Origin of the sequence: Streptomyces sp. NPDC088785 (assembly GCF_044750685.1) — a bacterium.
Lineage (GTDB): Bacteria > Actinomycetota > Actinomycetes > Streptomycetales > Streptomycetaceae > Streptomyces.
Genome location: NZ_JBIVKH010000002.1, coordinates 555,755 through 567,354, shown reverse-complemented (window position 1 = coordinate 567,354; position 11,600 = coordinate 555,755). Strand labels below are relative to the sequence as shown.

The following is an 11,600-nucleotide window of genomic DNA, read 5'->3' as shown; positions in this document are numbered from 1 at the left end:
GAGGGGGGCAGACCTCGGCGGTGCGTTCCGCGGGACCCGGCGTAGGCTCGACCGCGGGCCACACACCCCCAGGGAATCGGCAACGATGCCGGACCCACCGATGAAAGAGAGACCTCACCACCGTGACTGCTCTGACTCTCAGCACCGCCGCGGCCGCCGGCCTGCGCGCCGACGCGATCGTCGTCGGTATCGCGAAGGGTGCCGCCGGCCCGGTCGTCGCCCCCGGCGCCGAGGCCGTCGACAAGGCGTACGACGGCAACCTCGCCTCCGTCCTGGAGACCCTCGGCGCCACCGGCGCCGAGGGCGAGGTGACCAAGGTCCCCGCGCCCTCCGGGTTCAAGGCGCCGGTCGTGCTGGCGGTCGGTCTCGGCAGCGAGCCCGCGAAGGACGAGATCTACGAGGCCGACGCGCTGCGCCGGGCCGCCGGTGTCGCCTCCCGCGCGCTGAACGGCGCGAAGAAGGCCGCGTTCGCGCTGCCCGTCGAGGACGCCGAGGACGCCGGTGCGATCGCGGAGGGCGCGCTGCTCGGCGCGTACTCCTTCGACGCCTACAAGGAGTCCGCGAAGGACGCCAAGGACGCGAAGAACGCCAAGGCGCCGCTCGCCGAGATCGCGATCCTCGGCGGCAAGCCGCGCGACAAGGCGTACAAGGCCGAGATCGAGCGCGCCCTCGCCCTCACCGAGGAGCTGAACCGCGCCCGCGACCTGATCAACACCCCGCCGAACGACCTGAACCCGGAGGCCTTCGCCGCCGTCGCCACGGCCGCGGCCAAGGAGCACGGCCTCAAGGTCCAGGTCCTCGACGTGAAGGCGCTGGAGAAGGGCGGCTACGGCGGCATCCTCGGCGTCGGCGCCGGTTCCGCCGCCGGCCCCCGGCTGGTGAAGATCGCCTACTCGGCGGGACGCGGCAAGAAGCACCTCGCCTTCGTCGGCAAGGGCATCACGTACGACTCGGGCGGCATCTCGCTGAAGCCGGCCGGCCACAACGAGACGATGAAGTGCGACATGGCCGGCGCCGCCGCCGTGTTCGCCGCCGTCGTCACCGCGGCCCGCCTCAAGCTCGACGTCAACGTGACGGGCTGGCTGGCGCTCGCCGAGAACATGCCGTCCGGCTCGGCCACCCGCCCGGGTGACGTGCTGCGCATGTACTCCGGCAAGACCGTCGAGGTCCTGAACACGGACGCCGAGGGCCGCCTGGTGCTGGCCGACGCCATCGCCAAGGCCTCCGAGGAGACCCCGGACGCGATCATCGACGTCGCGACGCTGACCGGCGCGATGGTGCTCGCGCTCGGCAACCGCACCTTCGGCATCATGGCCAACGACGACGCGTTCCGTACGTCGATCCACGAGATCGCCGAGGAGGTCGGCGAGCCGGCCTGGCCGATGCCGCTCCCGGCCCACCTGGTCAAGGGCATGGACTCGCCGACCGCCGACATCGCCAACATGGGCGAGCGGATGGGCGGCGGCCTGGTCGCCGGCCTGTTCCTGAAGCAGTTCGTCGGCGAGGGCATCACCTGGGCCCACCTCGACATCGCTGGACCGGCCTTCAACGAGGGCGGACCGTTCGGCTACACGCCGAAGGGCGGCACCGGATCCGCGGTCCGCACGCTGGTCCGCCTCGCCGAGCGCACCGCCGCCGGCGACCTCGGCTGACGCCGAACCGCTGATGACAGCCCCGGGGGCGCACCCCCGGGGCTGTTCGCTTTCGACGAAATCCGCAGGAATGACGACCCTGTCGCTCGCGTTTGCGGTGTAACAGGGGTCTCACCGCCCGGCCCGACGTCCCGCATGCCTTCGACAAGTGCGAGGATGGGGGGCGGCAGGACAGGGCCCCACCCGAGGGCCGAATCATCGAGCGGCCGAACACCAGCCGCCGCGCGGTCACTGGAGACCGGCGTACGGCGCACATGCATGGAGGACGTGACGTGGCGAACGACGCCAGCACCGTTTTCGACCTAGTGATCCTCGGCGGTGGCAGTGGCGGTTACGCCGCGGCCCTGCGCGGAGCGCAGCTGGGCCTGGACGTCGCCCTGATCGAGAAGAACAAGGTCGGCGGTACCTGCCTGCACGTCGGCTGCATCCCCACCAAGGCGCTGCTGCACGCCGGTGAGATCGCCGACCAGGCGCGAGAGTCCGAGCAGTTCGGCGTGAAGGCCACCTTCGAGGGCATCGACATGCCCGCCGTGCTGCGGTACAAGGACGAGGTCATCTCCGGCCTGTACAAGGGCCTCCAGGGGCTCATCGCGTCCCGCAAGGTGACGTACATCGAGGGTGAGGGCAAGCTCTCCTCGCCGACGTCCGTCGACGTCAACGGCCAGCGTGTCCAGGGCCGCCACGTCCTCCTCGCGACCGGCTCCGTGCCGAAGTCGCTGCCGGGCCTGGAGATCGACGGCAACCGCATCATCTCCTCGGACCACGCGCTGACGCTGGACCGCGTCCCGAAGACCGCGGTCATCCTGGGCGGCGGCGTCATCGGCGTCGAGTTCGCGAGTGCCTGGAAGTCCTTCGGCACGGACGTCACCATCGTCGAGGGCCTCAAGCACCTCGCCCCGCTCGAGGACGAGAACAGCTCCAAGCTCCTGGAGCGCGCGTTCCGCAAGCGCGGCATCAAGTTCAACCTCGGCACCTTCTTCGAGAAGGCCGAGTACACGCAGGACGGCGTCCGCGTCACCCTGGCCGACGGCAAGACCTTCGACGCCGAGGTCCTCCTCGTCGCCATCGGCCGCGGCCCGGTCTCGCAGGGCCTCGGCTACGAGGAGCAGGGCGTCGCGATGGACCGCGGCTACGTCCTGGTCGACGAGTACATGCAGACCAACGTGCCGACCATCTCGGCCGTCGGTGACCTCGTCCCGACGCTCCAGCTCGCGCACGTCGGCTTCGCGGAGGGCATCCTGGTGGCGGAGCGACTGGCCGGTCTCAAGACCGTGCCGATCGACTACGACGGCGTGCCGCGGGTGACGTACTGCCACCCCGAGGTCGCCTCCGTCGGTATCACCGAGGCCAAGGCCAAGGAGATCTACGGCGCGGACAAGGTCGTCGCTCTGAAGTACAACCTGGCGGGCAACGGCAAGTCCAAGATCCTCAAGACCGCGGGCGAGATCAAGCTCGTCCAGGTCAAGGACGGTGCCGTGGTCGGCGTCCACATGGTCGGCGACCGCATGGGCGAGCAGGTCGGCGAGGCCCAGCTGATCTACAACTGGGAAGCGCTGCCCGCCGAGGTCGCCCAGCTCATCCACGCCCACCCGACGCAGAACGAGGCGCTCGGCGAGGCCCACCTGGCGCTCGCGGGCAAGCCGCTGCACTCGCACGACTGAGCCCCGCCCCCGTCGCAACTGGGCGCGACGACCGACCACCAGACTTCCGCACTGCGTTGCCGCGCACTGCACATCGTTAAGGAGCAACAGAAACCATGGCGGTTTCCGTATCCCTTCCGGCGCTCGGTGAGAGCGTCACCGAGGGCACTGTCACCCGCTGGCTGAAGGCGGAGGGCGAGCGCGTCGAGGTCGACGAGCCGCTGCTCGAGGTCTCGACCGACAAGGTCGACACCGAGATCCCCTCCCCCGCCGCCGGCGTCCTGGCCTCCATCAAGGTCGCCGAGGACGAGACGGTCGAGGTCGGCGCCGAGCTGGCCGTCATCGACGACGGCTCGGGCGCCCCCGCCCCCCAGGAGGCCCCGCAGCAGGAGGCCCCGCAGCAGGAGGCCGCCCCCGCCGCCGAGGCCCCGGCCCCGGCGCAGGAGCAGCCCGCCCCCGCGCAGGAGGCCCCCGCGGCCCCCGCTTCGTCGGGTGGTTCCGCCGAGGGCACCGACGTGACGCTGCCCGCCCTGGGCGAGTCCGTCACCGAGGGCACCGTGACCCGCTGGCTGAAGGAGGTCGGCGAGGAGGTCGCGGAGGACGAGCCGCTGCTGGAGGTCTCGACCGACAAGGTCGACACCGAGATCCCCTCCCCCGTCGCCGGCGTTCTCCTGGAGATCGTCGTCGCCGAGGACGAGACCGCCGAGGTCGGCGCCAAGCTCGCCGTCGTCGGTGCTCCCGGTTCCGCCCCGGCCGCCGCCCCCGCGCAGCCGGCCGCCCCGGCGCAGGAGGCCCCGGCCCCGCAGCAGGCCGCCCCGGCCCAGCAGGCTCCGGCGCCGCAGGCCCCCTCGGCCCCGGCCCCGCAGCAGCAGGAGGCCCCGGCGCCCGACCCGGCCCCGGCCGCTCCGGCTCCGGCGCCCGCCCCGGCCGCCCCGCAGGCCCCGGCCGCACCGGCCAAGGCCGCCACCCCGGCGGACGACGGCGCCTACGTCACCCCGCTGGTGCGCAAGCTGGCGTCCGAGCAGGGCGTGGACCTGTCCGGCGTCCAGGGCTCCGGCGTCGGTGGCCGGATCCGCAAGCAGGACGTCATCGCCGCCGCCGAGGCCGCCAAGGCGAAGGCCCCGGCCGCCGCCCCGGCCGCCGCGTCCGCGCCGAAGACCCCCGCCCTCGAGGCCTCGCCGCTGCGCGGCCAGACGGTCAAGCTGCCGCGCATCCGCAAGGCCATCGCGGACAACATGCACAAGGCGCTCCAGGAGCAGGCCCAGCTGTCCTCGGTCATCGAGGTCGACATCACCAAGCTGATGAAGCTCCGCAACAAGGCCAAGGACGGCTTCGCCGCCCGCGAGGGCGTCAAGCTCTCCCCGATGCCGTTCTTCGTCAAGGCCGCCGTCCAGGCGCTGAAGGCCCACCCGGTCATCAACGCCCGCCTGAACTACGACGAGGGCACCATCACCTACTTCGACTCCGAGAACGTCGGCATCGCCGTCGACTCGGAGAAGGGCCTGATGACCCCGGTCATCAAGGGTGCCGGTGACCTGAACATCGCGGGCGTCGCCAAGAAGACCGCGGAGCTGGCCAACAAGGTCCGCACGAACAAGATCGCCCCGGACGACCTGTCGGGCGCCACCTTCACGATCTCCAACACGGGGTCGCGCGGCGCGCTCTTCGACACGGTCATCGTCCCGCCGAACCAGGTCGCCATCCTGGGCATCGGTGCCACGGTCAAGCGCCCGGTCGTCATCTCCGACCCGGAGCTCGGCGACACCATCGCCGTCCGTGACATGACGTACGTGACGCTCTCCTACGACCACCGTCTGGTGGACGGCGCGGACGCCGCCCGCTACCTGACCACGGTCAAGCAGATCCTCGAGGCCGGCGAGTTCACCGCCGAGCTGGGTCTGTAAGCGGCTCCCGTCACCACGAGGCCCCCGTTCCGGAGCTCGGCTCCGGGCGGGGGCCCCGTCGTGTCCGCGGCCGCCGCGCGCCGCCGCCCCGCCGGCCGGCCGGGTGATGCCGGGTACGTCTCTGTAACCGGCATCACCCGCGGCATGCGCGACGGTGCCCTTTCTGTCCAGGGGCCCGGCCGTATTGTCTAAGGGTCCCTGCCGAGCCACCGGGTCCGTACAGCCAAGGAGCCCCTCATGACCGCGCCCGTCATCCACTCGCTGCGCGAGCAGATCCGCGAGCACATCGTGGAGGGGATCGTCAGCGGTCGCTGGAAGCCGGGCGAGCGGATCGTGGAGCGGCGCATCGCCACCGAGCTGGAGGTCAGCCAGACGCCCGTGCGGGAGGCCCTGCGCGAGCTGGAGTCGCTGCGGCTGATCGAGTCGGCGCCGAACAAGGGGGTGCGCGTGCGGAACCTCTCCGCGGCGGACCTGGAGGAGAGCTACCCGGTGCGCGCGGGCCTGGAGGCCATCGCGGCCGAGCTGGCCGCCGAGCGGCTCGCCGGGGACTGCTCCGCCCTCGAACCGCACGTCAGCGCGCTGTACGTCGCCGACCGGGAGACCGACGGCACCGCCCAGGTGCGGCACACCGTGGGCTTCCACCGGGAGATGGTGCGCGCCGCCGGGAACTCGGTGCTGCTGCACACCTGGGAGGGGCTCGGGATCGAGGTGTTCACGGCGCTGTCCATCCGGTGGCTGGGCACCGTGCAGCAGTCGTACGCGGAGGAGCACGCGGACCTCGTCGCCGCGTTCCAGCGGCGTGATCCGGACATCGCCGCGCTGGTCAAGGCGCATGTCCTGGGATGTGCGCCCCGCGCGTGATCCGCGTCTCACCCGACGGGTGACGGTGGGTCGCGGCGTGCGGACCGTGCGTGGTCCTCACGCCCCCCGAAGGGGCACTCCGTGCCCCTCCCCGTGGCACCTTGTGCCTACTTTCTCGAACTGAAGAGGTTTTGCCCTTCAACCCTTTGATCGATCATCGATCAGGGAGTTACAGTCACCGACGGGTCCCCACCGGGACCTCGCCCTGTCCTGCCAAAGACAACGGGCACCCCCAACCCCACCCCCTTCGACTCAGGAAGGCGTGCGGCGACTATGACCGACCCCATGCGCATCCAGCCGAGCGAGCTCGACCAGCTCCCGGACCGCGACCCCGAGGAGACCGCCGAATGGCAGGCCTCCCTGGACGCCGTTACCCAGGCGGCCGGGCCGCACCGTGCCGCGCAGCTGATGCGACGCACGCTGGAGCGCGGCGAGGCCGGCGGCCTGCCGCTGCCCAAGCTCCTGTCGACCGAGTACATCAACTCGATCCCCACCTCCGCCGAGCCGGACTTCCCCGGTGACGAGGAGCTGGAAGCCAAGATCACCGCCTACAACCGGTGGAACGCGGCGGCGATGGTGACCCGCGGCAGCAAGCACGGCGTCGGCGGCCACATCGCCACCTTCGCCTCCGCCGCCTGGCTGTACGAGACCGGCTTCAACCACTTCTTCCGCGGGAAGGAGGGCGACGGCTCCGGCGACCAGCTGTACATCCAGGGCCACGCCTCGCCGGGCATCTACGCCCGCGCCTTCCTCGACGGCCGCCTCTCCGAGGCGCAGCTGGACAACTTCCGCCGCGAGGCGGGGGGCAACGGCCTGCCGTCGTACCCGCACCCGCGCCGCCTGCCCTGGCTGTGGGAGTTCCCGACCGTGTCCATGGGCCTCGGCCCGCTCTCCGCGATCTACCAGGCGCGGTTCAACCGCTACCTGAGCGCGCGGAACATCAAGGACACCTCCCACTCGCACGTCTGGGCCTTCCTCGGCGACGGCGAGATGGACGAGCCCGAGTCGACCTCGGCGCTCACCCTCGCGGCCCGCGAGGGTCTCGACAACCTGACGTTCGTCATCAACTGCAACCTCCAGCGCCTGGACGGGCCGGTCCGCCCGAACTTCCGCGTCGTGCAGGAGCTGGAGGCCCAGTTCCGCGGCTCCGGCTGGAACGTCATCAAGTCGATGTGGGGCAACGCGTGGGACGAGCTGTTCCGGCTCGACACCACCGGCGCGCTCCAGGAGCGGCTCCGTGAGGTCCCGGACGCCCAGTTCCAGACGTACCAGACGCGCGACGTCGCCTACATCCGCGAGAACTTCTTCGGCACCTCCCCCGCGCTCGTCGAGCTCGCGAAGGTCCTGTCCGACGACAAGATCTCCGAGTGCTTCCACGTCTCGCGCGGCGGTCACGAGCCCCGCAAGGTGTACGCGGCGTACCGCGCGGCCGTCGAGCACAAGGGCGCGCCGACGGTCATCCTCACGCAGACCGTGAAGGGCTTCACGCTCGGCAAGGGCTTCGAGTCCAAGAACGCCAACCACCAGATGAAGAAGCTGACGATCGACGAGTTCAAGGGCATGCGTGACCTCCTTGACCTGCCGATCCCGGACAGCCGCTTCGAGGACGGCGTCGTGCCGTACGCGCGTCCCGCCGAGGGCTCCGCCGAGCTGCGCTACCTCGCCGAGCGCCGTGCCGCGCTGGGCGGCCCGGCCCCGGCCCGCCGCACGCAGCCGCTCGCGCCGCTGCCCGCGCCCGCCGACAAGTCCTTCGCCGCGTTCGACAAGGGCTCCGGCAACCAGCCGGTCGCCTCGACGATGGCGCTCGTCCGGCTCCTGAAAGACCTCGTACGGGACAAGACGTCCGGCAAGCGCTGGGTGCCGATCATTCCCGACGAGGCGCGCACCTTCGGCATGGAGTCGCTGTTCCCGTCGCTCGGCCTGTACTCGCCCAAGGGGCAGACGTACGACCCGGTCGACCGCGACCAGCTCATGTACTACAAGGAGTCGACGTCCGGCCAGATCCTCAACGAGGGGATCAACGAGGCGGGCTCGCTCGCCGACTTCATCGCCGCCGCCACGTCGTACTCGACGCACGGCGAGCAGATGATCCCGCTGTACATCTTCTACTCGATGTTCGGCTGGCAGCGCACCGGCGACCAGTTCTGGCAGCTCGCCGACCAGATGGGCCGCGGCTTCGTCGTCGGCGCCACCGCCGGCCGCACGACGCTGACGGGTGAGGGCCTCCAGCACGCGGACGGCCACTCGCCGATGATCGCGGCGACCAACCCGGCGGCCCTGACGTACGACCCGGCCTTCGCCTACGAGATCGCCACGATCATGAAGGAGGGCCTGCGCCGCATGTACGGCGAGGCCAGGCCGGGCGAGGACCAGGACGTCTTCTACTACCTGACGGTCTACAACGAGCCGATGCCGCAGCCGGCCAAGCCGGCCGTGGCCGGTCTGGACGAGGCCATCATCAAGGGCCTCTACCGGTTCAACACCGCGGAGAGCGCCGGTCTCTCGCCGGTGGCGAACGCGCCGCGGCTCAACCTCATCGGGTCCGGTACGGCCATCCACTGGACCCTCAAGGCGCAGCGGCTGCTCGCCGAGGAGTGGGGCGTCGCCGCCGACGTCTGGTCGGCGACCTCCTGGACCGAGCTGCGCCGTGACGCCCTGGAGGCCGACGACGCGCTACTGAAGGGCGAGGAGCGGATCCCGTACGTCCGCCAGGCGCTCGCCGGTGCGCAGGGTCCGGTGCTCGCCGTCTCCGACTACATGCGGCAGGTCCCCGACCAGATCGCGCAGTGGGTCGAGCAGGACTACTCCTCGCTCGGGGCGGACGGCTTCGGCCTCTCCGACACCCGCGAGGACGCCCGCCGCCACTTCGGTGTCGACGCCGAGTCGATCGTCGTCGCGGCCCTGGCCCAGCTCGCCCGGCGCGGCGAGGTCAAGGCGACGGCCGTGAAGGAGGCGCGCGAGCGCTACGGCCTGTAGGACCCGCCCGTCCACGACGGCGCCCCCGCCCCCTCGCGTGGCGGGGGCGTTGTCGTACCCGGGCGGCATGATGGCGGCATGCGTGCTGCCCGCCTGATCAAGATGGTGCTCCTGCTCCAGTCCCGGTCCGCGATGACCGCGGCCGAGCTGGCGCGCGAGCTGGAGGTCTCCGAGCGGACCGTCACGCGCGACGCGCAGGCGCTGAGCGAGGCGGGCGTGCCGGTGTACGCGGACCGGGGCCGCACCGGCGGCTACCGGCTGATCGGCGGCTACCGCACCCGGCTGACGGGGCTGGCGCGCAGCGAGGCGGAGGCCCTGTTCCTGTCGGGGGTGCCGGGCGCGCTGCGCGAGATGGGGCTGGACGACGCGGCGTCGGCGGCCCGGCTGAAGGTGTCGGCGGCGCTGCTGCCGTCGCTGCGGGACGCGTCGTGGACGGCGGCGCAGCGGTTCCATCTGGACGCCCCCGGCTGGTTCCACGAGCCGGTGACGCCGGAGCTGCTGCCGGCGATCGCCGAGGCGGTCTGGGACGACCTGGTGCTGCGGGTCTCGTACACCCGGCGGGACGCGGTCGTGGAGCGGGAGCTGGAGCCGTACGGGCTCGTGCTGAAGGCCGGGGTCTGGTATCTGGCGGCGCGGGTGCGCGGCGACGGCGCCGGCTTCCGGGTGTACCGCGTCGACCGGATCGAGTCGGTGGCGGTGACGGCGGACGCCCGGCGGTTCGCGCGGGACCCGGCGTTCGAGCTGCCCGCGTTCTGGGCGGAGCGGGCCGACGAGTTCGCGCGGGCGATCCTGCGGGCCGAGGTCGTGGTGCGGCTGACGGCTTCGGGGGTACGGCAGCTGCCGTACGCCACCGGGCGGGCGTCCGCGCGGGAGGCCCTGGCCACGGCGGTCGAGGGGGCCGACGGGCGGGTGACGGTGACGCTGCCGGTCGAGTCGGAGGCGGTGGCGTACACGCAGCTCATGACGCTGGGGCCGGAGGCGGAGGTGGTGGCCCCGGACGCGTTGCGGGAGCGGTTCGCGGTCGCGGCGCGGCGGATGGGCGGGTGGTACGGGTGAGCGGCGGGTGCCCTGGGCATGTGCGTGCATAACGAAGTGGCGTTCGTCTTCCGCTCCGCGTGCGTCGTCAGGGTCCAGGGCAGATGCTTGTCCCGTGATGGACGAGACCGAGTTCTGGGAGATCGTGGACAGCACCCGCGAGGCCGCCGGGGGCGACCCCGAGGACCATGCCGACCTGCTCGTCGAGAGACTGCTCCAGTTCGATCCCGACCGGGTGCTCGATTTCGCCCGCCACTTCGAGTCCCGCTACAACCGCGCGTACCGGTGGGATCTGTGGGGCGCCGCGTGGGTGCTGCTCGGCGGCGCGAGCGACGACGCGTTCGACTACTTCCGGTGCTGGCTGATCGGGCAGGGCCGGGAGGTCTTCGAGGGGGCGCTGCACGATCCCGACGCGCTGGCCGAGCTGCTGCCCGGGTTCGACGACGAGGTGGACGGCGACGGGGAGGAGCTCGGGTACGCGGCCGACGAGGCCTACGAGGAGCTGACCGGCGCCGTCGCCGCCGATCTCGGTGTCCCCGCGGCCCCGCCCGAGCCGGCGGGCACCCCGATCGACTTCGAGGACCCGGCGGCCCTGGCCCGCCTGTACCCGGGCCTGACGGAGCGCTTCGGATAGGCGGGCGGCGTCACGCCGCCCGGATGGCGTCGTCCAGGCCCGGGAAGGCGAAGTCGAACCCGGACTCCAGGAGCCGGGTGGGCACCGCCCGGCTCGACCCGAGCACGTCCCCGGCCATCTCCCCGAGCGCCGTGCGGAGCACCGCGGCGGGGACGGGGAACAGGGCCGGCCGCCGCAGCACGCGTCCCATGGCGGCGGTAACCTCGCGGTTGGTGGCCGGGTGCGGCGCCGTCAGGTTCACCGGCCCGGCGACGGACTCCGTGTCCAGGAGGTGCCGCAGCGCGGCGACGTGATCGTGCAGCGCGATGTACGGCCAGTACTGCCGCCCGTCCCCGAGCCGCCCGCCGAGGCCCGCCCTGAACAGCGGGAACAGCTTGGCCCAGGCGCCCCCGTCCCGGGAGACGACGAGCCCGGTGCGGGCCAGCACGGTCCGGATGCCGGCCTGGTGCGCGGGCGCGGTGGCGGCCTCCCACTCCACGCACACCCCGGCCAGGAACCCGTCGCCGGCCGGTGCGCTCTCGTCGACGGCCCGCGCCCCGGTGTCCCCGTAGTAGCCGACGGCGCTGCCGTTGAGGAAGACGCGGGGCGGTTCGGGCAGCGCGGCCGCCGCCTCGGCGAGCACGGTGGTGCCCAGGACCCGGCTGTCCCGGATCTCCTGCTTGTAGGCGGCCGTCCACCGGTGGTCGCCGACGCCGGCCCCGGCGAGGTTGACGATCGCCTCGCACCCGGCGAGCCGGGACGCGTCCAGCTCACCGCCCTTGGGGTCCCAGCGGACCTCGTCCGCCGTCCGGGGTGCGCGCCGCACCAGGCGCAGCACGTCGTGTCCGTCCCCGGTCAGGGACCGGACGAGGGCCGAGCCGATGAGTCCTGAGGCACCTGCCACCGCGATACGTGTCAT

The 11,600-nt window shown here is 72.2% G+C and carries 8 protein-coding genes; 7 read left to right on the top strand and 1 reads right to left on the bottom strand.

Annotated elements, in window-relative coordinates; genetic code table 11:
• The first annotated feature begins 122 nt into the window (after positions 1 to 122).
• From ACIP5K_RS08190 to ACIP5K_RS08160, 7 genes are all read left to right on the top strand, one after another.
• On the top strand, positions 123 to 1,652 hold the full coding sequence (locus ACIP5K_RS08190) for a leucyl aminopeptidase (protein WP_401406597.1): 1,530 nt from the start codon (positions 123 to 125) through the stop codon (positions 1,650 to 1,652).
• A gap of 272 nt (positions 1,653 to 1,924) precedes the next feature.
• Positions 1,925 to 3,313 (top strand): dihydrolipoyl dehydrogenase, encoded by a 1,389-nt coding sequence (gene lpdA, locus ACIP5K_RS08185; protein WP_401406594.1) that lies wholly within the window; start codon positions 1,925 to 1,927, stop codon positions 3,311 to 3,313.
• Positions 3,314 to 3,408: 95 nt separating this feature from the next.
• Positions 3,409 to 5,196 carry a 2-oxoglutarate dehydrogenase, E2 component, dihydrolipoamide succinyltransferase gene (gene sucB, locus ACIP5K_RS08180; RefSeq protein WP_401406591.1) on the top strand — a complete coding sequence of 596 codons (1,788 nt, stop codon included), beginning with the start codon at positions 3,409 to 3,411 and terminating at the stop codon, positions 5,194 to 5,196.
• A gap of 237 nt (positions 5,197 to 5,433) precedes the next feature.
• Positions 5,434 to 6,057, top strand: a complete 624-nt coding sequence (locus tag ACIP5K_RS08175; RefSeq protein ID WP_401406588.1) for a GntR family transcriptional regulator — start codon at positions 5,434 to 5,436, stop codon at positions 6,055 to 6,057.
• Between the two features lie 273 nt (positions 6,058 to 6,330).
• Entirely contained in the window at positions 6,331 to 9,033 is a 2,703-nt protein-coding gene (gene aceE / locus ACIP5K_RS08170; RefSeq protein ID WP_401406586.1) for a pyruvate dehydrogenase (acetyl-transferring), homodimeric type, read from the top strand.
• Between the two features lie 78 nt (positions 9,034 to 9,111).
• Entirely contained in the window at positions 9,112 to 10,089 is a 978-nt protein-coding gene (locus ACIP5K_RS08165; RefSeq protein WP_401406583.1) for a helix-turn-helix transcriptional regulator, read from the top strand.
• A 97-nt stretch (positions 10,090 to 10,186) separates the two neighbouring features.
• Positions 10,187 to 10,702, top strand: coding sequence for a DUF4240 domain-containing protein (locus tag ACIP5K_RS08160; protein ID WP_401407544.1), 516 nt, complete (start codon positions 10,187 to 10,189; stop codon positions 10,700 to 10,702).
• A 10-nt stretch (positions 10,703 to 10,712) separates the two neighbouring features.
• On the opposite strand, the gene ACIP5K_RS08155 is transcribed toward ACIP5K_RS08160, so the two are convergent.
• Positions 10,713 to 11,600 carry a TIGR01777 family oxidoreductase gene (locus tag ACIP5K_RS08155; protein WP_401406580.1) on the bottom strand — a complete coding sequence of 296 codons (888 nt, stop codon included), beginning with the start codon at positions 11,598 to 11,600 and terminating at the stop codon, positions 10,713 to 10,715.